This window comes from Novosphingobium kaempferiae (genome assembly GCF_021227995.1).
GTDB lineage: Bacteria > Pseudomonadota > Alphaproteobacteria > Sphingomonadales > Sphingomonadaceae > Novosphingobium > Novosphingobium kaempferiae.
On record NZ_CP089301.1, the window covers coordinates 90,235 to 114,267 of the forward strand.

Here is a 24,033-nt window from a genome sequence, read left to right on the forward strand (position 1 = left end):
TTAGGCGATGAACAGCGTGATCGCCACGAAGCTGGCGCAGTAAGCGCCGATAAAGCCACGCCAGTCGCCGCCGCTGAGACGCCACTTGCGCGCAGCCTCCGCGTTCTCCTCCGCCTCGCCGTCATCGACCGGCATGGCAAAGACGTGAGGCGGCAGCGAGCGGCGGAACCAGTGCCCGGCGGATTCCTGCGTGAGGACGAGTGCGCGACGTGTCATGCTTCGCATAACCGACGCATTAACGATTTGTTTACCATTCGGCAAAGCGCGTTACGCAGCCTTCCCGAAACGGGACGGTTCGCTGCACTCAAGTCCGGACAAGAGTCGGAAACCCAAAGAAAAAGGGCCGCCCGAAGGCAGCCCTTATCCGATTTTCCCGAAGGAAGCTGGGATCAGACCCGGTCGCCGAGAGCGCCCTTGATCTTGCCGATGCCCTGCTGAAGCTCGCCCTTCTTCTCCTGCGCCTTGCCTTCGGCCTTCTGGGCCGGGTCGTTGCGCACGTGGCCGGCTGCCTGCTTGGCGTTGCCGGCGACTTCGTTGGCGAGGCCCTTCACGGTGTCCTTGAGTTCACCCATGGCGTATCTCCTTGGTTTTCGCGGCGAAACGGCTCGCCGTCGGTCACGAAAGGAGAACACCAAGACCTTGCCCGCGTTGCCCGCCGCTGCGCCGATCCGTGCCGCAGCAGCGACGGACGGCTCAGCCCCCGGCCAGCGTGAGGATGTAGTCCCATTCCTCGGGCGTCACGACCGCCACCGAGAGGCGTGAGAACTTCACCAGTTCCATGTCCGCCAGCTTCGGATCGGCCTTGATCTCTTTCAGCGTTACCGACCGCTTCAGCTTGCGTACCGGCTTCAGCTTGACTGCGGCCCACTTGCCTTCCGGGTCGCTCGGGTCGGTGATCCCGGCCTTGCTGATCGTGGCGATGCCGACAATCTCCTTGCCGATGTTGGAGTGATAGAAGAACGCCTCGTCCCCCACCTCCATGGCGCGCAGGTTGTTGGCGGCGCGGTGGTTGCGCACGCCGTCCCAGGTGCCTTCACCCTCGCTGACGAGGTCGTCCCAGCCGTAGGCGTCGGGTTCGGATTTCATCAGCCAGTATGCCATTGCACGCGCCTTTCCGTTCAGACCGGCGAGCCCGATTAGACTGTTTCCGTCGAGGGCTCTAAAGGGGCGGCATACCGACTCGTTACGGATTGCACTACCATGGACCTCGCAGAAATCCCCGTCCTCAGCCTCGAGGCCGACCGCGCCGACCTTCCCGCGCGCATCGGCGAAAGCTTCCGCACCTTCGGCTTCGCGATGATCCGCGACCACGGCATCGACCTGTCGCTGATCGAGCAGGCCTGGGCCAAGACCGCCGAGTTCTTCGCCCTTCCCGTCGAGACCAAGCAGAAGTACTTCATCCCCGGCCAGGGCGGCGCGCGCGGCTACACGCCGTTCCGTACCGAAGTGGCCAAGGGCGCGACCGAGAAGGATCTGAAGGAATTCTGGCACGTCGGCCGCGACGTGCCTGCCGATTCGCCGCTCGCCGCGTCAATGCCGCCGAACATCTGGCCGACCGAGGTCGAGGGCTTCGAGGAAACCTTCCGCGAACTCTATGCCCAGTTCGATGAAGCGGGCGCCAAGGTGCTCTCCGCCATCGCGGTGGACCTCGGCCTTGACGCCAACTGGTTCGATCCGGCGATCGAGGATGGCAACTCGGTCATGCGCCTGCTGCACTATCCGCCGGTCAGCGCGGAAGCAGGCGGCGCGATCCGCGCGGGTGCGCATGAGGACATCAACCTCATCACCCTGCTGCTCGGCGCGCAGGAAGCGGGCCTCGAACTGCTGAGCAAGGACGGCCGCTGGCTGTCGGTCGCCCCGCCCGAGGGCGCGGTGGTCGTCAACATCGGCGACATGCTGCAGCGCCTGACCAACCACGTCCTGCCCTCGACCACGCACCGCGTCCGCAACCCGGAGGGCGCGCGCGCCGGGCACAGCCGCTATTCGATGCCGTTCTTCCTGCACCTGCGCAGCGACTTCCGGTTCGAGACTCTCGCCCAGTGCGTCAGCGACGAGAACCCGGACCGCTACCCCGTTTCGATCACGGCGGACGACTACCTGCAGGAACGTCTGCGCGAGATCGGGCTCAAGATGTAAACTACCCTGTTAAAACTCTGTAATGCCCAGAAATCCCGGCGCCTTCGCAGGTGCCGGGATTTTCATGTTAACTGATATTTCAGAGGAACTGCTTAGCTGCAGATGCTTGAAAACGACGCCCGTGGGGGGGCACATCGTGCAGGCAGCATTTTTCCTCAGTAACGGCCAGAACAGCGATGCGGATCGCCGTCCGGTCGACATCGTGGCGCTCGGCATCGTCGCCGCCGCGATCATCCTGTTCGTGGCGACAGGCAGCGAGATCGGCCCGTCCGTGGTACGCTCGCTCACCGGACAGGGAGCGGGGCCGGACGCCTTCACGCTCAACGCCTTCCTGCTCAACATCGCGATCATCATCTTCGGCTGGAGCCGCTATCGCGAGCTGTGCGAGGAGATCATGCTGCGCGGCGCGGCAGAACGTGAGGCCCGGCGTCTGGCAGAGACCGACTCGCTCACCGGGTTCCATAACCGCCGCAGCTTCAGCTTCACCGTCGACGCTTTGATCGACCGCACGGTCACCGCCGGGCAGGCTGTCGCCGTGCTGATGATCGACCTCGACAACTTCAAGCAGGTCAACGACTACAACGGCCATGCGACCGGCGACCGCCTTCTGGTCGAATGCGCGCACCGCATCGTCGAGGCGCTGCCCGGTGACGCCATCGTCGGACGCATCGGCGGCGACGAGTTCGCGGTCGCGCTGGCCTTCGACCGCCGCTGCCAGGACGAGGTGGACACGGTGGCCGCAAGACTGGTCCAGGCAGTCGCGGAAAGCTCGCGCATCCGGTCGGTGACCATCGACGTGACCGCCTCCATCGGCATCGCCCGCGCCGAATCGCGCACCACCGGCTCGCAGGCGCTGCTGGAGATGGCCGACGTCGCCATGTACCATGCCAAGCGGCAGGGCCGGAACCAGTTCAACTGGTTCGAGCCGCAGATGGCGCACGAGATGCGCTTCCGCGCCGACCTCGAGGCCGGCATCCGGCAGGGCATCCCGCGTGGCGAATTCGTGCCGTTCTACGAACAGCAGGTCGATCTGAAGACCGGCGAACTGACCGGCTTCGAGATGCTGGCGCGCTGGGATTCGCCGCAGTTCGGCATCGTCGCGCCCGACATCTTCATCCCCGTGGCCGAGGACATCGGCGCCATCGCCGAGCTTTCGCGCAGCGTGATCTCGCAGGCGCTGGAAGACGCGAAGCTGTGGGATCCCAAGCTGACGCTCGCGGTCAACATCTCCCCCATCCAGCTTCGCGACCCGTGGTTCGCCCAGAAGCTGCTGCGCATGCTGGTGGAGGCGAACTTCCCGCCGCAGCGGCTGGAGATCGAGATCACCGAAAGCTGCCTGCACCAGAACCTCGGGCAGGTCCGCACGCTGGTGACGAGCCTCAAGAACCAGGGCATCCGCATCAGCCTCGACGATTTCGGCACCGGCTACAGCTCGATCGGCCAGCTGCGCCAGCTTCCGTTCGACCGCATCAAGATCGACCGCAGCTTCGTCTCCAGCCTGCTGGAGAGCAAGGACAGCGCCGCCATCGTCAAGGCCGTCGCCACGCTCGGCGAAGGGCTGGAGATGCCGGTCACCGCCGAAGGGATCGAGACGCAGGACGTGCTCGACCACCTGCGCCAGTACGGCGGCATCACCGGCCAGGGCTACCTCTACGGCCGCCCGCGCCCGGCACGCGATCTCGGCGAATGGCTGGGCGAGGAGCCGGAAGCCGAACCGGAGATCGAAGCCGGACCGAAGGATGCATCGGAACCCGAGGCAAAGCGCGCCTGACGTCCTTCGTCATTGCGAGCGCAGCGAAGCAATCCAGCAGCATGCACAAGGCCGGATTGCTTCGCTGCGCTCGCAATGACGAATACGTGGGAAATTGACCAAAGCCCCCGCAACTCCTAGATCGCGCGTCATGCGGATCGACTTCACCAAGATGCATGGCCTCGGCAACGATTTCATCGTGCTCGACGCGCGCGAGCGGCCCCTGCCGACGATGGACGCCGCCTTCGCTGCCGCGCTGGCCGACCGCCACACCGGCATCGGCTGCGACCAGCTGATCGTCCTCGAACCGTCGATGGACGCCGACTTCCGCATGCGCATCTTCAACGCCGACGGCAGCGAGGTGGAGGCCTGCGGCAACGCCACGCGCGCGGTCGGCCTGCTCCACGGGCGCCCGGCCCGGATCGAGACGCTGGGCGGCCTCGTCGCCTCCACGCCCACCGCCACCGGCATCAGCGTGCGAATGGGCAAGCCCCGCTTCGACTGGGACGCCATTCCCCTCGCCTACGCCATGGACACATACGCCATGCCGGTCGCATGGGAGGAACTGGTGAACCCGATCGCGGTCAACGTCGGCAATCCGCACGCGATCTTCTTCGTCGCCGATCCCTACGCGATCGACATGGCCCGTCTCGGCCCGCTGATCGAGACCGACCAGATCTTCCCCGAGCGGGTCAACGTCAACGTCGCCGCCGTCACCGCGCGCGATGCCATCACCCTGCGCGTGTGGGAGCGCGGCGCCGGGCTCACCCGCGCCTGCGGCACCGGGGCCTGCGCCACCGCCGTAGGCGCGATGAAGCGCGGCCTTGTCGACCGCCGCGTCACCGTGACCCTGCCCGGCGGTCCCCTCGTCATCGAGTGGCAGGAAGACGGCGAGATCGTCATGACCGGCCCCGCGACCGAGGCGTTCCGCGGCTCGTTCGAGGCGTCGGATTTCGGGGCGCATCTCAGGATCGCGATTTGACCGTAGAGGTCCATTCGCTCGGCTGCCGGCTTAACCTTGCCGAGAGCGAGCGCCTGCGCGGACTGCTGGGTGAGGCGGAAAACCTCGTCGTCATCAATTCCTGCGCGGTGACCTCGGAAGCCGTTCGCCAGACCCGGCAGGCCATCCGCCGCGCCCGCAAGGCCCGCCCCGACGCGCGCCTGCTCGTCACCGGCTGCGCCGCCGAAGTAGAGCGCGAGGCCCTCGCCGCGATGCCGGAAGTGGACGGCCTGATCGCCAACACCGCCAAGCTCGATCCCCGCGCCTGGAACGTCGCCCCTGCCCCGCGCCCGCCGGAAGTACGGGGCTACACCCGCGCCTTCGTGCAGGTGCAGAACGGCTGCGACCACGCCTGCACCTTCTGCGTGATCCCGCAAGGTCGCGGCCCGAGCCGCTCGCACACCGTCGCCGAGGTGCTGGAGGACATCGCCGTCCACCTCGATGCGGGCGTGAACGAAGTGATCCTCACCGGCGTCGATCTCACGTCATGGGGCAGCGACCTGCCGGGAACGCCGCGCCTCGGCGCGCTGGCCGAGGCGATCCTCGCCCGCTTCCCCGCCCTCCCGCGCCTGCGCCTGTCTTCCATCGACGGGGCGGAAGTGGACGATGCGCTGTTCGCGCTGCTCGCTTCCGAAGCGCGGGTGATGCCGCATGTCCACCTCTCGCTGCAGCACGGGCACAACCTGATGCTCAAGCGCATGAAGCGCCGCCATAGTCGCGCCGATGCGCTCGACCTCGTTGGCCGCCTGCGCGCACGGCGCCCGGAGATCGCCATCGGGGCAGACCTCATCGCCGGTTTCCCCACCGAGGACGAGGACGCCCACGCCGCCAACCTCTCGATCATCGAGGAACTGGGCGTCGTCCACGGCCACGTCTTCCCCTACTCGCAGCGCCCCGGCACGCCAGCTGCGCGCATGCCGCAGGTCGATCGCCGGATCATCCGCGCCCGCGCCGCTCAATTGCGCGAAAAGGTCGCGTCCATGCGGGACTCATGGCTTGCCGCGCATCTGGGCAAGCCGCTATGGGTGCTCGCCGAAAGAGGCGGGAGCGGCCACGCGGCCGACTTCGCACCCGTCCGGGTTCCCCCCGGCACGCCGCCCGGCGCGCTGGTGGAGGTCGTCCCGGCAAGAATAGTCGAAGGAATGCTGGAAGCATGAGTACCCCTGACCAGCCCGCCACTGAGGCAGCAAGCGACTGGTCCGACCGCCTTTTCGGCGGCTTTCGCAAGACCTCGGAGCGCCTCGCGGGCAATCTCGCAGGGCTCGGCGGCGGTTCGCGCCTGACCCCTGCCCAGCTCGACGCGCTGGAAGACGCGCTCATCATGTCGGACCTCGGCCCCCGCGCCGCCGCCCGCATTCGCGACCGGCTGGCCGACGAGCGGTTCGACCGTGACGCCGACGAGCGCGCCATCATGGAAGTCGTCGCGCGCGAGATCGCCGAGATCCTGCGCCCGGTCGCCAAGCCGCTCGACGTCGTGGCCTTCCCGCGCCCGCAAGTAATCCTCGTCATCGGCGTCAACGGATCGGGCAAGACCACCACCATCGCCAAGCTGGCGCACCTGTTCCAGGAGCAGGACTATTCGGTCATGCTGGCGGCGGGCGACACCTTCCGCGCCGCCGCCATCGGCCAACTGGGCGTCTGGGCGGATCGCCTGTCGATCCCCATCGTCAAGGGCCCCGAGGGCGGCGATCCCGCCTCCATCGTGTTCGACGCGGTCAAGGCGGCCACCGATCAGGGCATCGACGCGCTGATCGTCGACACCGCCGGGCGCCTCCAGAACAAGCGCGAACTGATGGACGAACTGGCGAAGATCCGCCGCGTCCTCGGCCGCCTCAACCCCGCCGCGCCGCATGACGTGGTGCTGGTGCTGGACGCGACCAACGGCCAGAACGCCCTTTCGCAGATCGAGATCTTCAAGGAAGTGGCGGGCGTCTCCGGCCTCATCATGACCAAGCTGGACGGCACCGCGCGCGGCGGCGTCCTCGTCGCGGCGGCGGAGCAGTACGGCCTGCCGATCCACGCCATCGGCGTCGGCGAGAAGATCGACGACCTTCGCCCCTTCAATCCCGACCTGCTGGCGCGGGTGATCGCAGGGATCGCGTGATGACTGCTCCCAAGAAGAAGAGTTCCTGGCTCAACCTCGTCGTCGATTTCGGGCCGCTGCTCGTCTTCTTCCTCGCCTACCGCCACTACGCGCCCGATGGCGAGGGCAACCCGCTCGGCACCGTCGCCGCCGTCATCAAGGGCACCGTGGCGTTCATGATCGCGACCATCGCCGCGCTGATCGTATCGAAGTGGCGGCTCGGGCACATCTCGCCGATGCTGTGGCTGACGACCGTGCTGATCCTCGGCTTCGGGGCGCTGACGGTCATCTTCCACGATCCGCTGTGGATCCAGATCAAGCCGACGGCGGTCTACCTGATGTTCTCGGGCGTGCTGTTCTTCGGCCTGTGGCGCGGCAAGGCGATGCTCAAGTACCTCCTCCAGTCCGCGTTCGAGGGGCTGGACGAGGAAGGCTGGATGATCCTGTCGCGCAACTGGGCGTGGTTCTTCCTCGCGCTGGCGGTGCTGAACACGGCGCTGGTCTACACCGTCAGCTTCGACACCTGGCTTCAGGCGAAGCTCTGGGGCTTCACGGTGCTGTCGTTCGTCTTCACCTTCTCGCAGCTGCCGATGGTCCTGCGCCACGGCATGGGCGAGAGCGGCAAGAACGAAGTGATCGAGAACCTGCCGCACGACTGATACCGAACGCCTGCGGTAGAGACACGGCCGCCACAGGCTGCGCTGGGGGGCGCATGGCAGACGCAGGCACCATCATCGTCGTCGGGCGAACCGACCGCTCGCGCGAATCCGACGCCATCCGGCGCATCCTGTTGCGACTGGAGGCCGAGGGATACCGGCTGCACTGGTTCGAATCGGACTACATCCGTTCCTACGACCGCATGACCACGACGATCGCGCGCAGATGGCCGTCGCTGGCGACGTGGGGGGTGAACGACACTCTGGTCCGACGCCTCGCGCGAGTGACGCTGCGGCTGGCGATGATCGCGGGCGACGCCCACCGCTTCGACCATCTCTATGTTCGGCTGTTCGGCCAGCCCGCCAACAACGCGCGCCAGTTGCGGATGCTTCTGGATGCAACGCCCGAGGGTGAAGTGCATTTCGTCACCCATTCTGCCGGCGGCATTTCCGTCACGCGCATAGCGGACCATCCCAGCGTGGCCCGCATCGCCTGCTTCGGTTATCCGTTCCAGCGTCCCGGCAATCGGCCTGAGGCCTTCCGGACGGCGCACCTGCCGTCGGTCGGCAAACCGCTGATGATCGTGCAAGGCGACACTGACCCCTACGGCTCCGATCCGGCCGAGTTCCGGCGACACCTGCCCCGCGATGCGCAGGTAATTTCGCTCGCCTGCGATCACGACTGCGATGGCCTGTCGCACGATGAGTTCGAGCGCGCATGGGCGGCCGTGGCGGGGTTTCTGCGGCACGCCTGCGAACCGGCATCAGCGAACGGCGCGGGCTCGGAAGTCGGGCCACCCCAGCATGCTTTCCTACACGGCGGAGCTTGCGATATCTCAGGGTGATGCCTTCGAACGCCGCCCTTTTTGTAGCTACACCCGCCCCGCCCCCGGGACTGCAAGGCGACACACGTGCCGCGCACAAAGCGACACTGTGCGCGCGCAAGATGACGCCCTCTCCTCACAAGGAGACACTTTTCACGCCGAATGTGTCGCCTTGCACCTCGAAGGCAGCCCAAGGCGACCGGTTTCCCCTCTGGACCGTGTAAACCGTGTAAACCTGTCGCCTTGCCTCGGCGGACGGCGGGCAACAAAAAAGCCCCCGTCGCAAGGACGGAGGCTTCTTGATACCACCCGCTTGGGGTCGGAAGATCAGATCCCGGCGATCGCCTGGTCGACCAGCGCCTTGTCGGCAACGGCCGAGTGGTTGGCGGCGATCAGGCCCTTTGCGGCGGCGGCAGCGGCAGCGGCAGCCTGGTTGCGCAGGTCGGTCACGGCGGCGAGTTCGGCCGCTGCGATCTTGTCCTGCGCCATCTTCTCACGACGGGCGATGACTTCGGCGGTGTCCGCTTCGGCCTTCGCGACGATCGCTTCGGCTTCGTGACGGGCGTGCTCGAGCATCGAGGCCGCGTCCTTCTCGGCGTTGGCGATCTTGTCCGCGTACTCCTTGCGGAGCGCTTCGGCTTCGGCGCGCAGCGACTTGGCTTCGGCGAGCTGCGCCTTGATCTCGGCGATCTTGGCGTCGAGGCCCTTGCCGATCATCTTCGGCACGCCCTTCCACGCGAGGATCGCGAGGAGCACGATCATCGACGCGCTGACCACCGCGACCGGCGGCGCGAAGCCGAGGAACAGCGGTTCGGCGTGATGCTCGGTCGAAGCGTGAGTGCCTTCGGCGCCGGTCACTTCGGCCGCTTCGTGGTCGAGGCCGTGCTCTACGGTGGCGTTGGTATCAGCCATGGACCAGGTTCTCCTTCACGGCGCCGCGCACGGCAGCGTCGTCGAGCGAGAGGCCGGCGATGCGGCTGACGATGTCGCGGGTCGCCTCTGCGGCAACACCCTCGATGTCGTCGGCAGCGGCGCGACGGGCCTCGGCGATGCGGGTCTCGGCACCGGCGAGCGTGGCGTCGATGGCGGCCTGGGCGACGGCGAGGCGCTGCGCGGTTGCGGCAGCGGCACGGCCACGTGCTTCGGCGATCGTGCCCTGCGCCTCGGCGCGGTTGGCATTCTCACGGGTGCGCCAGGAAGCCTCCTCGGCATCGGCCTGGGCACGAGCGGCTTCGGCTGCCTTGAGGTCGGCGGCGATCTGGTTGTCACGGCTGGCGACGGTGTCCATCACCTTCGGCACCATGCCCCGCCCGACGACGAAGAAGGTGATCCCGAAGAAGATCAGCAGCCAGAAGATCTGGCTGGAGTAGAACTCGCCTAGCTGAGCGATCTGAGGCATGGGTTCAGCCCTGTCTCGAGGTAGCCGGAAAAATCTTGAAGCCGAAATCCCGGCCGCCGACCAAAGGGTTCAGGCGGCCGGAAATCCGGTCAAACGCGTGCGATCAGGCGAAGATCAGCAGCGCGGCAATGACGAACGACAGCAGGCCGAGAAGCTCTGCACCGGCGAAGCCGATGAACAGGCGGCCCTGCTGGGCGTCAGCGGCGCCCGGGTTGCGCAGCGCGCCTTCGAGGAACTTGGCGAAAACGTTGCCCACGCCGATCGAGGCGAGACCAGCGCCGATAGCGGCGAAACCAGCACCGAGCAGCTTTGCAGCTTCTGCGTCCATTTCAAAAACTCCCTTTGGTAAACCTGAGTGGCGGTAAGATCAGTGAAGGTTCTCGGCGTCGTTGAGATAGACGCAGGTGAGAAGAGCGAAAACGTAGGCCTGGATGCCAGCGACCAGCAATTCCAGCGCGCAGATGCCGACCATCAGCACGAAGCTGGGCAGGCCTGCGATCACGAACAGCGCCGGACCGGCGTTGCCGCCCGAGATCACGAAGCTCGACAGCACTTCCAGCAGCACGTGGCCGGCCATCATGGCGACGAACAGTCGCAGGCCGAGGCTGAACGGACGCACCAGGAACGAGATCAGCTCGACCACGAAGATGATCGGGATCATCGGCACCGGCGTACCGTGCGGCACGAACAGCGAGAAGAAATGCAGCTTGTGCTTCGCGAAGCCGACGATCAGCACGATGCCGAACGACAGCACGGCAAGGACGCCGGTGGCCGAGAAGTGGCTGGTGAAGGTGAAGGCGTGAACGCCGATCACACCCAGCGGCATCAGGCCGAGGAAGTTCGCGAAGAGAATGAACATGAACAGCGAGAAGATGTACGGAACGTACTTCTTGCCTGCCTTGCCCACGTTCGCGGCCAGCATGCCGTCGATGAAGCCGGTGAAGGTCTCCACCGCCATCTGCCAGCGACCGGGCACGAGCTGGCGCTTCATGCCGCCCGCAACGAACACGATCAGCGCGAGGGTGGCGATGGCCATCCACAGCGCGCTGTTGGTGAAGGCGATATTGTAACCGGCAATGTTCCAGTCCGCGCCCGCCAGCTTCTCGAGCTGGAACTGGTGCATCGGATCGAGCTTCGCTTCGGCTGCCACGCGATTACCCCTGTCGCCTATTGAACGACAGCGCCCCTCTCCCCATTTCGCGGGTCAGTCGGAGCGCTGGTTCGAAATCCGTATTATGTTCCTGAAGGCAATGCCAATTCCCACGAACAGCATCACCATCAGACCCCAGGGCGATGTTCCTGCAAAGTGGTCTATCAACCACCCGAGGAACAGGCCGCCCGCAAGTCCCCCCAGCAGTTCCGAAAGCACCCGGTTGCCCATGCGGTAACTCGCATCGGTTTCCGTGCCGGCCTTCGGGCGGTTGCGCTGCTCCTCACGCTCGCGAACGGCTTTCAGCCTTTCGTCGAGCGAATCGATGCGTGCATCCTCGCCAACAGGGTCTTGGGCGGACGGTTCGTCAGTCATGTCGTGCTCCTCCTCACGATGACAGGAACGCAACATAGACAAGACGGCTGCCCGCCAAGAGCGCCGCCCCCTTAGGGTGGGGCTTATCCCGAGTCAACCGGGGCAGGCCCCGCTTCGGCCGCGTTGTTGACAGGAGACGCGCCCAAGATGTGGCCGGGGCGAAGAAGAACGCGCATGCCCGAGCCAATACCGCAATGGCGATACGCCCGTAAGAGGCGCGAAAAAGGCCGGAAAAGCGAACCCGCTTCCGGCCTTTTCTTGATTCGTCATCCGGGTTCCGGACTTGTTGAGCGGAGCTGACCTAGTACTTTTGGCCGCCCGTCCGTTCATCGCTTCAGGGGCAGCGCGGATCGAGTTCCGGATCGCCGCCGCCGCGCGTCTTCCACGAGCCGTCGAGGCCCTGGTACTTCTCGCCCGGCTTGGTGTCGCGGATCAGCTTGCACCCGGTGGTGAAGGCGTATTCCTCGATCGTGCTCTTGCCTGCGGCGGCCGTGGTGTAGACCGAGCGGCGCTTGTTGTTGATGTCGCGCACCATCGCCGAGATGTCCGCACCGCCGCCGATCGCACCGAGGTAGCCATCACGCTGCTCGCCGACCTGCCCGGCCGCGCGTGCCGCCGCGTATTCCGGGGTGCGCTGCGCCTGCGCAGTCGAAACGCCCGCAACGGCGACAACCATGGCGACTGCGACGCCGATGAACCGCCCGGTGAAACCAATGCCCGTCATCAGAATATGCCCTCGTTCTGCTCCACCGTCTTGGCCGCATCGGCCGCGAGGCGGTAGACCACTTCCTGCCGGATGTTGATGTTGAGTTCGATCACGATCGGCTTGTCCGGTGCTGCAACCTGAATGCAGCCCCCGAGGCCGAACGCGACCGCCATCACCATCGCGGCCGATACCATGACGCGAACGGCGCGCCCGCCGGACCATGCGCCAATCTGCTGCTCTGTCGAAGTCCCGTCGATCATCGCCGGGCTTGTTGCAGCCGGAAGGCTTCCGGTCAATTCCGAGGGCATCATGGCTTTTTCTCGCTGACTGGAGGCTGAATAGCGCCAGATTGAGTTTTGGAGGGTTCTGAAGGCGGAGGCGCCGGATTGAGCGTCGCATCCACCCGCGAACGGCTGCCGTCGCTGTTGACGAGGCCGAGCACGCGCGGGTCGGTCACGTAGGCCGGATCGTAGAGCGAGCGCATCGAGCCGAACAGGCTGAAGAACGGCGCCTTGAGATTGACGATGAAGCGGATCGGCAGCTTCGCGATCTGCTTCGTGATGAAGTTCTTGCTCGCGCCCTGCCCTTGGCTCAGTCCGTCGAAGCTGATGCGCGTCAGGATCTCGCCCGAGAGCGAGCCGCCGAGGCCGATCTCCATGTTCCTGTAGTTCACCGACTTGAGCGCATCGAAGGCGAAGTTGCCCATCGCCGACAGGTCCTTGTACGTCAGCGCGCCGACGTAGGAGACATTGCCGCCCGGATCGCGCGAGCGCAGGAAGCCATTCTCGATCCGCCCGCCGTTCTCGTCGAAGATCAGCGGCATCTCGCCGTCGAAGATGCCGGTAGCGTTGATGTTCGTCAGTTCTAGATGCTGCACGAAGTCCGCAGCATCGAGGCCCGAGACGCGCAGCGTGTAGTAGCGCGTTTCTGCTGCGCCGATCTGCATCTTCGCGGGATCGAGCGTCAGCGTGCCACTCATGAACGGCCAGCTCGCGCCGTGGACGATGAGGTTGTAGTCCGGGCGCAACTCGTAGGAGAGCGTGCCGTCGGTGACCTCGATGCCCGGGTTCATGGAAGCGATGCGGACGGACTGGTTCGGCGCGGTGACCATGCCGAGCAGGTCGGTGAACTCGATCTGCCCCGAAAGGCCGTGGACCGGGCCGAAGGCGGCGGCGAAATCCACGCCGTCGGTGCTGAAACGGCCCCGGCTGGTTACGCCCTTCTCGTTCCAGGCGATGCGCCCGGTACCGCGCACGACACCCTTGAGGTCGGACACCACGCCCAGCACCAGCCGCGAGAGCGCATCGGGCTGGAGCTTCTGGTCGAACACGATGCCGTCGACCGCGAGGTCGGCACGCCCGCTGGCGTTCGAGAGGTCATGCTGGATGTCGGCGCGCACGACCTCGCGGTCGCTCGTCGGCTCGCGCAGCAGGGCCTGTGCGGTGATCCGATTGTCGGCGAGGCGCAGCGTCGCGTCACGCGCGATCATCGGCTGGAATCGCGCGACCGGCTGGCGGTCGACCAGCGTGAACCGCGCGCCCTCTATCGACGCGACGCCGCCCGCATAGCGCCAGCGTCCCGCAGCCTGCCGCATGTCGAGCGGCACGGCGGCGAGGCGGATATCGGCCTCGTCGAACGTGCCCGCGATGTCGTTGCCGATCTCGGCATCGAGGCGGCTGACGGTGAAATGCGACGCGGTGTCCGCCGGTCCCAGCGCGACTTTGATCGCCCCGGCCTTGATGACGCCCGGCCTGCTGCCTCCCATGGCGAAGCCGACCGGACCGCTGGCGATGCGAATCGGCGTCTCGCCCAGGCGACCCGACAGGTCGAGCGCGGTCGCTCCGGCGGCGATCTGGAGATTGTCCGGCCGTCCCTCGACGATAGCCCCGCCACGCGACGGGCAAAGGGTGAGCTTGCGCCGGTCGATGCTGAGGCTGGAGAAGCTGAGGGCGTCGAAGGCAACGTCGGTGCAGCCCCGCCAGATCGCCAGCCGCCCGTCCGCTCCCCAGTGCCCGTCGAGCGGCAACAGCAGGTTCCTGGTGCTGCCTCCGGGCAGTTGGCCACTCATCAGTACCTGCCCGGTGGCGTTCAGTGTACCGTCAGTGCCCTGTTCCAGCGCGAGGCGCGGAACGCCGATCATGGCCGATCCAGCACGGTAATCCGCCATCGAGACGCGGAGGGCCAGGTGCCCGTCGTCACCCGTCTCCATACGCCCCCAGACCTGGGGCAAGCCCTGCCCGCCGGTCGTGAAGTTGCCGGTGACGCGCGGCATTTCGCGGCCCACCAGCGCCTGCACGCGCGACAATGCGAGCAACGACGCACCGCTGCCGCCACGCACGGAACCGCGGGTCACGACAAGGCTCAAGCCATCGGCGGACTTGCGCACGATGAGGTTCGCGGCGAGCGAACTGCCGCGCATCTCCCGTGCCAGCCCCTGCCGCACCTGCGCCGCAATCGGCGCGCCCAGCGTCCCTACGGCAGCCTGCTGCGCCGAACGCAGCGCGCGGTCCACGGTATCGCCGATAGCGAGGTCCTTGCCCGCAAGATCGCCCTCGACATCGAACCGAGAAAGGCCGCCGGTCGAGCGCGCGCGCCCTTCGAAAGAGACCGAAGCCAGTCGCGCCTGCGGGGTTTCAAGCCCGCGCCCGGTCACGCGATAGGTCGCGTTGAGGGCCTGCTTGCGGTAACTGAACCGCCCTTCCGCCGTGAGCCCCGCCAGCTTCTGCTCGTCGTAGCCGATGGCCCCAATCGACAGGCCAAGCTTGCCCTCGCCCCCGTCCAGCGCCTCATCGAGCGTGAGATCGAGTTGCACGCCCGCCTTCGCCAGCTTCAGCCGAGGATCGGCGCAGGACAGCCCGTCCGTCCTGACCGGACCGATGAAGCGCGGCTTCGCGGAGGAGGTAGTGAGCTTGCCGTAGAGCGTCGTGCGCCCGGCACGGCATCCGCCCGCCGCCAGTTGCGGCGAAATTGCTGCCAGTTCGCCCGAGAAACCGCCTCGCAAGGCGCCCTCGCCCGCCAGCTTCACCCCGACGCGGCCATGATCGCTGTCGATCAGCGCGCGCCCGTCGACCAGTTTGACGTCGAGGTCGGGCATCTCGAACGGCCCGCCCTTGCCCGAGAACAGCGCCTTGTCGAGGCTGCCGAAGCTCACCCTGCCGCCGCGGTAGGAACCATAGAGGCGCGGCTTGACGACGGTGATTCGCCCGATCCCCGGCAGGCCCCACGACAGCCGCGTCGCGACTCGCACCTCCGCGATGGTAAGGTCCGGCCGGTTCGGATCGCCGATGACGAGGTTGCGGATCACCTGCTCGGCCGGGCCGATGCGCACGATCTCGTAGCGCGCGGGCAGGCCCAGCGAATCGAGCTGGCTCTGGATCAGGTTGTCAGCGATCTCCTTGCGGGAGAGCCAGGTCGCGCCGACGGCCACCACCAGAAGACCGCCCGCAACGAGCACGGGACCGCGCCAGCGTCGCCCACGCGCACCCGGGCCTCCGGGCCCTGCCACGTCGGTTTCCGTCCAATCACTCACGGGGGGCTGGTCGTGCTCTTGCGACATCAGATCGTTCACTTGCGCCGGGCACGCCGGAAAGGCAATTGTTTGTGCGTAACATGGACGAACAACCCCCACTCTTCGACGAACGCCCCGCCCGTCTGGGCGAAACGCGCCCTGTGTCCGACTTCGGCAATGATCCGAGCGGCCATAGAAACCGACTGAGAAAACGACTGCTCGATGGTGGAGATGAGGCTTTGGGTGACCATGAAGTCATCGAACTGCTTCTAATGCAGGCCATTCGACGCCGCGACGTAAAACCGCTGGCCCGCAGCCTCATCCAACGATTCGGATCGCTGGCCGGCGTGCTGCAGGTGGATACGCGCACGCTCGCGGCCCACCCTGACATGGGCGAGGCGACTGCCGCCGCGCTGCGCGTCGTCACCGTCGCCGCCACCCGCATGGCGCGCCAGAAGGTGCGCGAGGCGCCGGTGCTGTCGTCGTGGAATGCTCTCATCGACTACCTGACGATCGACATGGCGCACCTCACTGTCGAGCGCGTGCGGGTGCTCTATCTCAATGCACGCAACATGCTGATCCTCGACGACCTTGTCGGCGAAGGCTCCATCGACGAGGCCGCCATCCACACGCGCGAGGTCATCCGCCGCGCATTGGATGTTGGCGCGACGGCGCTGATCCTGGTCCACAACCATCCCTCGGGCTCCCCCCAGCCGAGCCGGGCCGATATCGACATCACCAACCGCATCGCCGAGGCCGGGCGGCTGCTGGGCGTTACCGTCCACGACCATGTCGTGATCGGGCGCGAGGGGCACGTTTCGCTGCGCGCCAAGGGGCTCATTTGAAGCCATGTGCGTCGCTGCCGTGGCATGGGATGCCCACCCCGACTGGCTGCTCATCGTCGCCGGCAACCGTGACGAGTATCACGCACGTCCCGCAGCCGCGCTGTCGCGCTGGCCGGATGGAACCATCGCCGGAAAGGATCTGACCGGCGGCGGCACCTGGCTGGGCGTGAACGAGCAAGGGCGTTTCGCACTCGTCACCAATTACCGCGTCCCGGAAGGGCCGCAACCGGGCCGCCCCTCACGCGGCAAGCTGGTCACGGACCTTCTGGGCGGCATCGCGCCGGCACGCCTGATCGAACCCATGGCGGCGATGAACCCGTTCAATCTGATCCTCGCCGATCAGAGGGAGGCGTGGTTCCTGACCAACCACCCCGACGTCGAGCTGCGCCGCCTGCAACTCGGCATCCATGGGCTCTCAAACGGTGGTTTCGACGTGCCTTGGCCAAAAACCTTGCAAGTCGAACACGCCATCGAGGATTGGCTGGCGCGCGGCGATCCCGATTGCGCCGCGCTACTGGAGGCGTTGCGCGACGACACGCCGACACCGGCACCCGAGCGTCCGGGACTCGGCCCGGAACCGCGCTTCGCCCCGGTATTCGTCCGAGACGCCATATACGGCACGCGTTGCAGTACTGTAATTCGTATAGACAGGCGCGGCAGTGGATCGATAGTTGAGCGCAGCTTCGATTACACAGGAGCGGAGATCGGAGTGGTTCATTTGAACTTCGATTGGCCGACGAGTTCAGCCGACATCAAGTGAAATCTGAGGAACGACGCCCCGGTGGATCGCGGACGCGAACTGCCTCGCCGTGCGCAATGGAAGCAGCGCCAGACACATTTCCTTACATTTCTCTATTTTTTACAACAACGTAGATTTTTCGTAGATTTACGTATCCGCTCTGTTAACGGCCGTTAGCAGAGCGCGCTAACCGATGCGTTTCACATAAACCGATGGGCAGAGGAGAATATTTCTACGCAACAATCGGGGAATGTTTCGTGAAAAATCGTCTCAGTATAATGCTGCTTCCACTTCCTTTGTTTCTTGCATCGTGCGGAGGTGATGATCCCACGGCGAGCACCCCGACACCGGCACCTACCGCTGCTCCAACACCGGCCCCGACGCCAGCTCCTACACCTGCCCCGACTCCGACACCGACTCCGACACCGGCGCCCACTTCCGTGGTGGATCGCTTCAAAGCCGCCATGGCCACCGGCGCTCCGCGCAAAGTTGTCTCACTGGCCGTGCAGGCCACCTACTCTTCGACCAGCACGTATGTAGGTGGAGTGACCGTTCAGCCAGATGATCCGCGCATTTTCCTGCTTGGAGGCAAAGCTCAGAAGGGCACGAGTTACCCATCCTCGACCGCCGTGATCGGCCAAGGCCGGACGAACGGCGACCCCACGGTCATGTCCGGAAAGGGGTTGTCCGAATACCGCAGCGGCGTGAACAACGGCTTCGAGTTTACTTTGCCGGCCAATCAGAACGAATTCGAAGCCGTAGTGTTTCGCGATGGGATCAATGCACCGATCCAGCTCGAAGTCGATGGCGCGTTCGCGTCCAATCAAGGGTTCGACAGCGGGTGGTCGCTGAATACGACATTCGTCTATGCCAAGTTTGCGCTGCCTGCCTCCTCGAAGGCGCGTCGCATCCGAATCACCACGGGATGGCGATCGTTCGCCGGGCTCCGCCTGCCTTCCGGCGCGACGATCGACCCTGTGCCGACACGCGCGACCCCGTTCAATCTCGTGTTTCAGGGCGACAGCATAACTGCGGGATCAGTGGCGACCCAGGTGATCTATACGTGGCCGATGCAGGCCGCGTATCGCCTCGGTATCGACAACCCGATCATCGTCGGCGTTGGCGGTTCCGGTTACCTCGCCCGGTTCCCCAAAGCTACCGGATACAACTTCCGCGAACTCTGGATGACGTTCTCAAGGCAATCAACGGCAGCCCGCCCGACGCCGTTGTCGTTGCAGGCGGCATCAATGATTGCGGAACGGTGGCAAGCGCGGCGGGGATGCCGGTGCAGGATGTCGGCGATGAAGCCCTGAAGTACTTCCAGGCCCTGCGCGCCGGAGCGCCCAACATGCTCATCATCGTGCTCGGCCCATTCACTGACTGGAACAACGCCGAGTACTCCAGCCACCTCACGTCCTGCCGCAATGCCATATTCGCATCGGCTGCCAAGGTGTCGGGCACCTACACCGTGGACGTATCCGACTGGGTAAGCCTGGCAAACCGCGATCAGGTCTTCCTCACGACCAAGAATGGCCCGCACCCGATCGACAGCGGGCATGAAATTTACGGCAAACGCGCCGCCGACGCGATCCGGGCGCTGTTCCCCTGAGGTCGATATTCGACTCATTCTCTTGCGTTTAAGCGGGTGCCGCCCTAGCGGCACCCGCGCTGCTTAGAAGGAGTCGAACATGGTCCCCCGCTACGCCCGCCCCGCGATGACCGCGATCTGGGAACCCGAAGCGCGCTATCGCATCTGGTTCGAGATCGAGGCTCACGCCGCCGTGAAGATGGGCGAGATGGGCACCGTGCCTGCATCCGCCGGCAAGGCCCTGTGGGACTGGTGGGCGACCAATCCGAAGATCGACGTCGCCGCAATCGACGCCATCGAGGCCGTCACCAAGCACGACGTCATCGCCTTCCTTGACTGGGTGGCCCAGCAGGTCGGCCCCGAAGCGCGCTTCATGCATCAGGGCATGACCAGCTCCGACGTGCTCGACACCACGCTGAACGTCCAGCTGGTCAAGGCCGCCGACATCCTGCTCGAAGACCTCGACGCCCTGCTCGCCGCCATCAAGCGCCGCGCCGAGGAGCACAAGTACACGCCGACCATCGGCCGCAGCCACGGTATCCACGCCGAGCCCGTCACCTTCGGCCTCAAGCTCGCCGAAGCCTATGCCGAGTTCAGCCGCTGCAAGAAGCGCCTGCTCGCCGCGCGCGAGGAAGTCGCCACCTGCGCGATCTCGGGCGCCGTCGGCACCTTCGCCAACACCGACCCGGCGGTGGAACAGTACGTCGCCGACAAGCTCGGTCTCGAGATCGAGCCGGTCTCCACGCAGGTCATCCCGCGTGATCGGCATGCGATGTTCTTCGCGGTACTGGGCGTCATCGCCAGCTCGATCGAGCGCCTTGCCGTCGAAGTCCGTCACCTTCAGCGCACCGAAGTTCTGGAAGCCGAGGAATACTTCTCGCCCGGCCAGAAGGGCTCGTCGGCGATGCCGCACAAGCGCAACCCGGTGCTGACCGAGAACCTGACCGGCCTCGCCCGCGTGGTCCGCTCCGCCGTCGTCCCGGCCATGGAGAACGTGGCGCTCTGGCACGAGCGCGACATCTCGCACTCTTCGGTCGAGCGCTTCATCGGCCCCGACGCGACGATCACCCTCGACTTCGCGCTGGCGCGCCTGACCGGCGTGATCGACAAGCTGCTGATCTACCCCGAGCGCATGCAGAAGAACCTCGACCGCATGGGCGGCCTCGTCCACTCGCAGCGCGTGCTGCTGGCGCTGACGCAGGCGGGCCTGACCCGCGACGAGAGCTACCGCCTCGTCCAGCGCAACGCGATGAAGGTGTGGGAATCGGACGGCCAGCTTTCGCTGCTCGAGCTGCTCAAGGCGGACCCCGAAGTCGCCGCCGCCCTGCCTGCCGAGGTGATCGAGGACAAGTTCAACCTCGACTACCACTACAAGCACGTCGACACGATCTTCAACCGCGTCTTCGGCTGATTTTCGCCGTGGTCCCGGACCCGCTCCGGGACCACGGCAAGCCCCTTCCCATGCTCGGTATTCCCGCCTAGCATCGCCCGCTCCCGCGGGGGGAAGCAGGAGGAACAATGCAGGTCATCCGCACCATTGCGTGGATCGTGCTCACGGCCGTACTCGTCGCGTTCATCGCGATGAACTGGACCAAGGTGCCGGTGAATTTCTGGCCTTTGTCGGACGGCAACTACATCCACTTCGAATGGCCGGTCGGCGTCGTCGCGCTACTGTTCTTCGGGCTCGGCATGCTGCCCGTCTGGGCTTACCTGCGCGCGGTGCGCTGGAGGCTCAACCGCCGCATCGCCAGCCTCGAAAATTCGCTGCGCGCCACGTCCGCGCCGTCACTCGCCACCCCGGAGCCGGTCGTCACGCCGCTCGAAACGCCGTCGGAAATCGAGAAATCATGAACCACAATCCCGTCTACCTCGCCCTCGACCTCCCCCGTCTGGACGCCGCCGAGGCGCTGGCACGCAAGGTTGCGGGGCACGTCGGCGGGATCAAGCTGGGCCTCGAATTCTTCTGCGCACACGGCCATCACGGCGTCCACGAACTGCACAAGGTCGGCCTGCCGATCTTCCTCGACCTCAAGCTGCACGACATCCCCAACACCGTGGCGGGCGCGATGCAGGCGATCCACGTTCTCCAGCCCTCCATCGTCACCGTCCATGCCGCAGGCGGACGCGCGATGATGGAAGACGCCAAGGCCGCCGCCGGAGAGAACTGCAAGGTCGTGGCCGTCACCGTACTCACCAGCCTCGACGGCGATGACCTCAACGCCATCGGCGTCGGCGCCAACCCTTTCGACCAGGCGCTGCGCCTCGCCGACCTCGCCCACTCCGCGGGCCTCGACGGCATCGTCTGCTCCGGCCACGAAGTCGGCGCGGTCCACAAGCAATGGAAGGACGGCTACTTCGTCGTGCCCGGCCTGCGCCCGGCAGACGGCAAGGTCGGCGACCAGAAGCGCACCGTCACCCCTCGCGAAGCCCGTGACGCGGGCGCCAGCGTGCTCGTGATCGGGCGCCCGATCAGTCGCGCCGAGGATCCGCTCGCTGCTGCACGGGCGATCGAGGCCACTCTCTAAGAAGAAAAGGGAAATCTGGGGCCATTGCCCCAGACCCCGGACTGTCGGCGTTGCGCGCGCAGTTGCGTCACGCCTGGATTGCGCCGCAGGCAATCTGTCTCCCGACGCATCGTCAGCGCATGACGAAGCCGCGCGCGTGACTTCGACGGTCTACGGGGTGCAGGGGTGGTAAACCCCTCCCGTCACGCTGCCTTTCACCTTAACCACAGCACACTTCACCGTTCAGCCCTTCGCAACCTCCCGAAAGCCAGATCGTTGGCATCGAACAACCCCCGGGAGTGCGACCCCACATGAAGACCCTGAGCCTGCTTGCCGCCACCGCCATGGCCGCGTCCGCCCCTGCCGCCTTCGCGCAGCAGGCCCCCGCGCCCGCCATCGAGGCGGGGCACACGATGCTGACCGTCACCGCGCAGGGTTCCTCCACGCGCGAGCCCGACCTTGCCAGCTACAGCGCGGGCGTGACCACGCAGGGCGCCACCGCCAGCGAGGCGCTTTCGGCCAATTCGGCGCAGATGACCAAGGTCATCGCCGCGCTGAAGAAGGCGGGCATCGCCGACAAGGACGTGCAGACCAGCAACCTCAGCGTCAGCCCGGTCTACGCCCAGCCCAAGCGCCTGCCTGACGGCAACTACGAGGACGGCCCGCAAAAGATCGTCGGCTACCAGACGAACAACACCGTCTCGGTCCGCCAGCGCAAGCTGGGCGACATGGGCAAGGTCATCGACGCACTGGTGACGGCGGGTGCAAACCAGGTGAACGGCCCGAACTTCCAGCTTTCCGAGCCGGAGGCGGCGATGGACGAGGCCCGTGTCGAGGCGATGAAGTCCGCCCGCACCCGCGCCGACCTTTATGCCAAGGCATCGGGCCTTCGCGTCGCACGCATCGTCTCGATCAGCGAAAGCGGCGGTTATTCGCCGCAGCCGGTGATGTACGTGCGCAAGGCCGCGATGGACATGGCCGCCGCCCCGCCGGTCGCCGCCGGCGAGCTTGAGATGAACGTCAACGTGACCGTGCAGTTCGAACTCGCGCCCTAATTCACCATCATCTCGTTCGACTGGATATGATAGCCGACAAGCGCGAGCTTGTCGGCTTCTCCATGTCGGAAGACGAACTGCTCGGTGCCGTGCCCACGCTCGAAGACCGTCTCGTTGGTGACGGTCATGAAGCTGCCGCCGGTGCCCGAATTGCTGTTCCAGCCGACCTGCTTGCTCGACTTCACGTTGCCCAGCTTGCGATGCACCGCGTCCAGCATGGCCACGAAATCCTTGCGCGTGGTCGCCTCGCGCATGTCGGGGCCGGTGGCTTCCCAGATCTCCTGCGAGTGCCCTGCGTCGAGTTCGCGGTGGAATTGCACGACTTCCGCATCCGCCTGCCGGATCGACTCCTTGATCTCGCACCCGCCGAGCATTGCCGCGGCGGCGATTGGCATTAGATAGCGGCCCAGTCGATTCACTTGCGTCCCCTGAACGGTGCGGGACCGCAGCTTTAGGGCAAGGCGCGCATATGCCAACAGCGGCGATCAAGATTTGCGGTATCAGCACGGGCGATGCCCTCGAAGCCGCGATCCGCGCGCGCGCCGCGTACATCGGCTTGGTTTTCTTCGCGAAGAGCCCCCGCGCGGTCAGCCCGGCCGAAGCGGCACGGTTGTCCGAGCGCGTGGCGGGCCGGATCGGTCGCGTCGGCCTGTTCGTCGATGCCGACGACGCGCTGCTGGGCGATGCGGTCGGTGCGGCGAAGCTGGATGCCCTGCAACTCCACGGTTCCGAAACGCCCGAGCGAGCCGCGCAGCTTCGCGCGCGCTTCGGTATTCCGGTGTGGAAGGCGCTCTCGGTCGCCACCGCAGCCGACGTTGCGCGCGCCGATGCCTATGCCGGAGCGGCGGACCTCATCCTGTTCGACGCCAAGACGCCCAAGGGCGCCCTGCCGGGCGGCATGGGGCTCAGCTTCGACTGGAGCCTCGTCGCCAACTGGAAGGGACCGCTGGCCTGGGGCCTCGCCGGAGGGCTGGAGCCCGGCAACGTGGCAGAAGCGATCCGGCTGACCGGCGCGCTGCTGGTGGACACATCCTCCGGCGTGGAAAGCGCGCCCGGCGTCAAGGACGAGGCCCGCATCGCCGCTTTCTGCGCGGCTGTACGATCTGCCTCATGAAGAAAGGGGCGGCCCTTCCGGACCGCCCCTTCCCTGGCTTACGCTGCTGTTACGCAGCGATCAGATCCCTTGGATCAGAACTTGACGCCCACGCCCACGAGGCCACGGTCCGCGTCGGGGGTGTTGTCGCCGACCAGCAGGTGCTGGTATTCGGCCTTCACGTAGTAGCGCGAGCCGACGTCCTGCTGGATGCCGCCACCGACGCCCACGGCGCTGTTGCCGTAGCGGGTGTTCTTCGACTGCCAGTCAGCCAGCGCATAGGCCTTGGTGCCGGGGAGAACCTTGACGCCGACGCGGCCGCCGGCACCCCACGAAACGCGGGTGTTGTCGGTCAGGATCTTGTCAGCCGAACCCTGCACACCCACGAAAAGCTTGTCGCCCAGGTCGTAGTCGTAGCCTGCAGCGACACCAGCCGTTGCTTCGCTGTCGCTACCGTTCCAGATCACGCCGCCGCGTGCTTCGACGCGTGCTTCGTTGGCCAGAGCGGGAGTGGCAGCGGCCACGGCAGCAACCGCGGCGAGCGAAACAAGTGCAATACGCATATTTTATAACTCCAGTATTCCTGCGATCCCGGCCCTCACCGGGAGACCCGCCGCTGGAA

30 protein-coding genes are annotated in these 24,033 nt (G+C 66.0%); 16 read left to right on the top strand and 14 right to left on the bottom strand.

Going from position 1 to position 24,033, the window contains the following annotated elements; all coding sequences use genetic code 11:
• From LO787_RS00440 to LO787_RS00450, 3 genes are all read right to left on the bottom strand, one after another.
• Positions 1-216: a hypothetical protein gene (locus tag LO787_RS00440; protein ID WP_232493930.1), complete on the bottom strand. Its 216-nt coding sequence runs from the start codon at positions 214-216 to the stop codon at positions 1-3.
• A gap of 173 nt (positions 217-389) precedes the next feature.
• Complete coding sequence (locus tag LO787_RS00445; protein WP_232493931.1) at positions 390-572, bottom strand: CsbD family protein; 183 nt, start codon at positions 570-572, stop codon at positions 390-392.
• 121 nt (positions 573-693) lie between these two features.
• Positions 694-1,101 (bottom strand): EVE domain-containing protein, encoded by a 408-nt coding sequence (locus LO787_RS00450; protein WP_232493932.1) that lies wholly within the window; start codon positions 1,099-1,101, stop codon positions 694-696.
• A 99-nt stretch (positions 1,102-1,200) separates the two neighbouring features.
• On the opposite strand from LO787_RS00450, the gene LO787_RS00455 reads away from it, so the two are divergent.
• The 7 genes from LO787_RS00455 (at position 1,201) to LO787_RS00485 (ending at position 8,470) form a co-directional block, all read left to right on the top strand.
• The gene (locus LO787_RS00455; protein ID WP_232493933.1) at positions 1,201-2,136 is read left to right on the top strand and encodes an isopenicillin N synthase family dioxygenase; all 936 of its coding nucleotides are present in this window, start codon (positions 1,201-1,203) and stop codon (positions 2,134-2,136) included.
• A 136-nt stretch (positions 2,137-2,272) separates the two neighbouring features.
• Positions 2,273-3,907 carry a putative bifunctional diguanylate cyclase/phosphodiesterase gene (locus LO787_RS00460; RefSeq protein ID WP_232493934.1) on the top strand — a complete coding sequence of 545 codons (1,635 nt, stop codon included), beginning with the start codon at positions 2,273-2,275 and terminating at the stop codon, positions 3,905-3,907.
• Positions 3,908-4,037: 130 nt separating this feature from the next.
• Complete coding sequence (dapF, locus tag LO787_RS00465) at positions 4,038-4,868, top strand: diaminopimelate epimerase (protein WP_232493935.1); 831 nt, start codon at positions 4,038-4,040, stop codon at positions 4,866-4,868.
• A complete protein-coding gene (locus LO787_RS00470) occupies positions 4,865-6,043 on the top strand; it encodes a MiaB/RimO family radical SAM methylthiotransferase (protein WP_232493936.1) in 1,179 nt (392 codons plus the stop codon). The genes dapF and LO787_RS00470 overlap by 4 nt, the downstream gene beginning before the upstream one ends.
• Entirely contained in the window at positions 6,040-6,990 is a 951-nt protein-coding gene (gene ftsY, locus LO787_RS00475) for a signal recognition particle-docking protein FtsY (protein WP_232493937.1), read from the top strand. Before LO787_RS00470 ends, ftsY begins: the two co-directional genes overlap by 4 nt.
• Positions 6,990-7,628 carry an inner membrane-spanning protein YciB gene (locus LO787_RS00480; RefSeq protein WP_232493938.1) on the top strand — a complete coding sequence of 213 codons (639 nt, stop codon included), beginning with the start codon at positions 6,990-6,992 and terminating at the stop codon, positions 7,626-7,628. Before ftsY ends, LO787_RS00480 begins: the two co-directional genes overlap by 1 nt.
• 53 nt (positions 7,629-7,681) lie before the next feature.
• Positions 7,682-8,470, top strand: coding sequence for an alpha/beta family hydrolase (locus tag LO787_RS00485; protein ID WP_232493939.1), 789 nt, complete (start codon positions 7,682-7,684; stop codon positions 8,468-8,470).
• A 306-nt stretch (positions 8,471-8,776) separates the two neighbouring features.
• Here the strand turns inward: LO787_RS00485 and LO787_RS00490 are convergent, their stop codons facing one another.
• The 9 genes from LO787_RS00490 to LO787_RS00530 form a co-directional block, all read right to left on the bottom strand.
• Entirely contained in the window at positions 8,777-9,361 is a 585-nt protein-coding gene (locus LO787_RS00490; RefSeq protein WP_232493940.1) for a F0F1 ATP synthase subunit B family protein, read from the bottom strand.
• Positions 9,354-9,848 (bottom strand): F0F1 ATP synthase subunit B family protein, encoded by a 495-nt coding sequence (locus LO787_RS00495; protein ID WP_232493941.1) that lies wholly within the window; start codon positions 9,846-9,848, stop codon positions 9,354-9,356. The genes LO787_RS00490 and LO787_RS00495 overlap by 8 nt, the downstream gene beginning before the upstream one ends.
• 103 nt (positions 9,849-9,951) lie before the next feature.
• A complete protein-coding gene (locus tag LO787_RS00500) occupies positions 9,952-10,176 on the bottom strand; it encodes a F0F1 ATP synthase subunit C (protein ID WP_008833283.1) in 225 nt (74 codons plus the stop codon).
• Positions 10,177-10,215: 39 nt separating this feature from the next.
• On the bottom strand, positions 10,216-10,998 hold the full coding sequence (locus LO787_RS00505) for a F0F1 ATP synthase subunit A (RefSeq protein WP_232493942.1): 783 nt from the start codon (positions 10,996-10,998) through the stop codon (positions 10,216-10,218).
• Positions 10,999-11,052: 54 nt separating this feature from the next.
• A complete protein-coding gene (locus LO787_RS00510; RefSeq protein ID WP_232493943.1) occupies positions 11,053-11,373 on the bottom strand; it encodes an AtpZ/AtpI family protein in 321 nt (106 codons plus the stop codon).
• 334 nt (positions 11,374-11,707) lie between these two features.
• On the bottom strand, positions 11,708-12,097 hold the full coding sequence (locus tag LO787_RS00515; RefSeq protein WP_232493944.1) for a YdbL family probable chaperone protein: 390 nt from the start codon (positions 12,095-12,097) through the stop codon (positions 11,708-11,710).
• The gene (locus tag LO787_RS00520) at positions 12,097-12,339 is read right to left on the bottom strand and encodes a YnbE family lipoprotein (RefSeq protein ID WP_232493945.1); all 243 of its coding nucleotides are present in this window, start codon (positions 12,337-12,339) and stop codon (positions 12,097-12,099) included. Before LO787_RS00520 ends, LO787_RS00515 begins: the two co-directional genes overlap by 1 nt.
• Before the next feature lie 47 nt (positions 12,340-12,386).
• Positions 12,387-15,584 (bottom strand): intermembrane phospholipid transport YdbH family protein, encoded by a 3,198-nt coding sequence (locus LO787_RS00525; RefSeq protein WP_232493946.1) that lies wholly within the window; start codon positions 15,582-15,584, stop codon positions 12,387-12,389.
• Between the two features lie 59 nt (positions 15,585-15,643).
• Entirely contained in the window at positions 15,644-15,838 is a 195-nt protein-coding gene (locus LO787_RS00530; RefSeq protein WP_232496435.1) for a hypothetical protein, read from the bottom strand.
• On the opposite strand from LO787_RS00530, the gene radC reads away from it, so the two are divergent.
• From radC to LO787_RS00570, 8 genes are all read left to right on the top strand, one after another.
• Positions 15,749-16,432: a RadC family protein gene (gene radC / locus LO787_RS00535; protein ID WP_232493947.1), complete on the top strand. Its 684-nt coding sequence runs from the start codon at positions 15,749-15,751 to the stop codon at positions 16,430-16,432. The genes LO787_RS00530 and radC overlap by 90 nt on opposite strands.
• A gap of 4 nt (positions 16,433-16,436) precedes the next feature.
• Complete coding sequence (locus tag LO787_RS00540; RefSeq protein WP_232493948.1) at positions 16,437-17,192, top strand: NRDE family protein; 756 nt, start codon at positions 16,437-16,439, stop codon at positions 17,190-17,192.
• 419 nt (positions 17,193-17,611) lie between these two features.
• Positions 17,612-18,484, top strand: coding sequence for an SGNH/GDSL hydrolase family protein (locus tag LO787_RS00545; RefSeq protein WP_232496436.1), 873 nt, complete (start codon positions 17,612-17,614; stop codon positions 18,482-18,484).
• Entirely contained in the window at positions 18,451-18,780 is a 330-nt protein-coding gene (locus LO787_RS00550) for a hypothetical protein (protein WP_476739340.1), read from the top strand. The genes LO787_RS00545 and LO787_RS00550 overlap by 34 nt, the downstream gene beginning before the upstream one ends.
• Before the next feature lie 79 nt (positions 18,781-18,859).
• Positions 18,860-20,170, top strand: a complete 1,311-nt coding sequence (gene purB / locus LO787_RS00555) for an adenylosuccinate lyase (RefSeq protein WP_232493949.1) — start codon at positions 18,860-18,862, stop codon at positions 20,168-20,170.
• A gap of 107 nt (positions 20,171-20,277) precedes the next feature.
• Positions 20,278-20,610 (top strand): LapA family protein, encoded by a 333-nt coding sequence (locus LO787_RS00560; RefSeq protein WP_232493950.1) that lies wholly within the window; start codon positions 20,278-20,280, stop codon positions 20,608-20,610.
• Entirely contained in the window at positions 20,607-21,284 is a 678-nt protein-coding gene (gene pyrF / locus LO787_RS00565; RefSeq protein ID WP_232493951.1) for an orotidine-5'-phosphate decarboxylase, read from the top strand. Before LO787_RS00560 ends, pyrF begins: the two co-directional genes overlap by 4 nt.
• A gap of 290 nt (positions 21,285-21,574) precedes the next feature.
• Positions 21,575-22,318, top strand: a complete 744-nt coding sequence (locus LO787_RS00570) for an SIMPL domain-containing protein (RefSeq protein ID WP_232493952.1) — start codon at positions 21,575-21,577, stop codon at positions 22,316-22,318.
• On the opposite strand, the gene LO787_RS00575 is transcribed toward LO787_RS00570, so the two are convergent.
• Positions 22,315-22,713 carry a DUF4019 domain-containing protein gene (locus LO787_RS00575; RefSeq protein ID WP_232493953.1) on the bottom strand — a complete coding sequence of 133 codons (399 nt, stop codon included), beginning with the start codon at positions 22,711-22,713 and terminating at the stop codon, positions 22,315-22,317. The genes LO787_RS00570 and LO787_RS00575 overlap by 4 nt on opposite strands.
• 74 nt (positions 22,714-22,787) lie before the next feature.
• On the opposite strand from LO787_RS00575, the gene LO787_RS00580 reads away from it, so the two are divergent.
• The gene (locus LO787_RS00580; RefSeq protein ID WP_232493954.1) at positions 22,788-23,432 is read left to right on the top strand and encodes a phosphoribosylanthranilate isomerase; all 645 of its coding nucleotides are present in this window, start codon (positions 22,788-22,790) and stop codon (positions 23,430-23,432) included.
• A 74-nt stretch (positions 23,433-23,506) separates the two neighbouring features.
• Here LO787_RS00580 and LO787_RS00585 read toward each other — a convergent pair whose 3' ends face one another.
• Positions 23,507-23,974: an outer membrane beta-barrel protein gene (locus LO787_RS00585; protein WP_232493955.1), complete on the bottom strand. Its 468-nt coding sequence runs from the start codon at positions 23,972-23,974 to the stop codon at positions 23,507-23,509.
• Positions 23,975-24,033: the final 59 nt, after the last annotated feature.

Bases quoted from the DNA above. Each gene is read 5' to 3' on its own strand.
- LO787_RS00440 (WP_232493930.1), bottom strand. From the start codon at position 216: ATGACACGTCGCGCACTCGTCCTCACGCAGGAATCCGCCGGGCACTGG.
- LO787_RS00445 (WP_232493931.1), bottom strand. From the start codon at position 572: ATGGGTGAACTCAAGGACACCGTGAAGGGCCTCGCCAACGAAGTCGCC.
- LO787_RS00450 (WP_232493932.1), bottom strand. From the start codon at position 1,101: ATGGCATACTGGCTGATGAAATCCGAACCCGACGCCTACGGCTGGGAC.
- LO787_RS00455 (WP_232493933.1), top strand. From the start codon at position 1,201: ATGGACCTCGCAGAAATCCCCGTCCTCAGCCTCGAGGCCGACCGCGCC.
- dapF (WP_232493935.1), top strand. From the start codon at position 4,038: ATGCGGATCGACTTCACCAAGATGCATGGCCTCGGCAACGATTTCATC.
- ftsY (WP_232493937.1), top strand. From the start codon at position 6,040: ATGAGTACCCCTGACCAGCCCGCCACTGAGGCAGCAAGCGACTGGTCC.
- LO787_RS00480 (WP_232493938.1), top strand. From the start codon at position 6,990: ATGACTGCTCCCAAGAAGAAGAGTTCCTGGCTCAACCTCGTCGTCGAT.
- LO787_RS00485 (WP_232493939.1), top strand. From the start codon at position 7,682: ATGGCAGACGCAGGCACCATCATCGTCGTCGGGCGAACCGACCGCTCG.
- LO787_RS00490 (WP_232493940.1), bottom strand. From the start codon at position 9,361: ATGGCTGATACCAACGCCACCGTAGAGCACGGCCTCGACCACGAAGCG.
- LO787_RS00495 (WP_232493941.1), bottom strand. From the start codon at position 9,848: ATGCCTCAGATCGCTCAGCTAGGCGAGTTCTACTCCAGCCAGATCTTC.
- LO787_RS00500 (WP_008833283.1), bottom strand. From the start codon at position 10,176: ATGGACGCAGAAGCTGCAAAGCTGCTCGGTGCTGGTTTCGCCGCTATC.
- LO787_RS00510 (WP_232493943.1), bottom strand. From the start codon at position 11,373: ATGACTGACGAACCGTCCGCCCAAGACCCTGTTGGCGAGGATGCACGC.
- LO787_RS00515 (WP_232493944.1), bottom strand. From the start codon at position 12,097: ATGACGGGCATTGGTTTCACCGGGCGGTTCATCGGCGTCGCAGTCGCC.
- LO787_RS00520 (WP_232493945.1), bottom strand. From the start codon at position 12,339: ATGATCGACGGGACTTCGACAGAGCAGCAGATTGGCGCATGGTCCGGC.
- LO787_RS00530 (WP_232496435.1), bottom strand. From the start codon at position 15,838: ATGGTCACCCAAAGCCTCATCTCCACCATCGAGCAGTCGTTTTCTCAG.
- LO787_RS00540 (WP_232493948.1), top strand. From the start codon at position 16,437: ATGTGCGTCGCTGCCGTGGCATGGGATGCCCACCCCGACTGGCTGCTC.
- LO787_RS00550 (WP_476739340.1), top strand. From the start codon at position 18,451: ATGCCGGTGCAGGATGTCGGCGATGAAGCCCTGAAGTACTTCCAGGCC.
- purB (WP_232493949.1), top strand. From the start codon at position 18,860: ATGGTCCCCCGCTACGCCCGCCCCGCGATGACCGCGATCTGGGAACCC.
- LO787_RS00560 (WP_232493950.1), top strand. From the start codon at position 20,278: ATGCAGGTCATCCGCACCATTGCGTGGATCGTGCTCACGGCCGTACTC.
- pyrF (WP_232493951.1), top strand. From the start codon at position 20,607: ATGAACCACAATCCCGTCTACCTCGCCCTCGACCTCCCCCGTCTGGAC.
- LO787_RS00570 (WP_232493952.1), top strand. From the start codon at position 21,575: ATGAAGACCCTGAGCCTGCTTGCCGCCACCGCCATGGCCGCGTCCGCC.
- LO787_RS00575 (WP_232493953.1), bottom strand. From the start codon at position 22,713: ATGCCAATCGCCGCCGCGGCAATGCTCGGCGGGTGCGAGATCAAGGAG.
- LO787_RS00580 (WP_232493954.1), top strand. From the start codon at position 22,788: ATGCCAACAGCGGCGATCAAGATTTGCGGTATCAGCACGGGCGATGCC.
- LO787_RS00585 (WP_232493955.1), bottom strand. From the start codon at position 23,974: ATGCGTATTGCACTTGTTTCGCTCGCCGCGGTTGCTGCCGTGGCCGCT.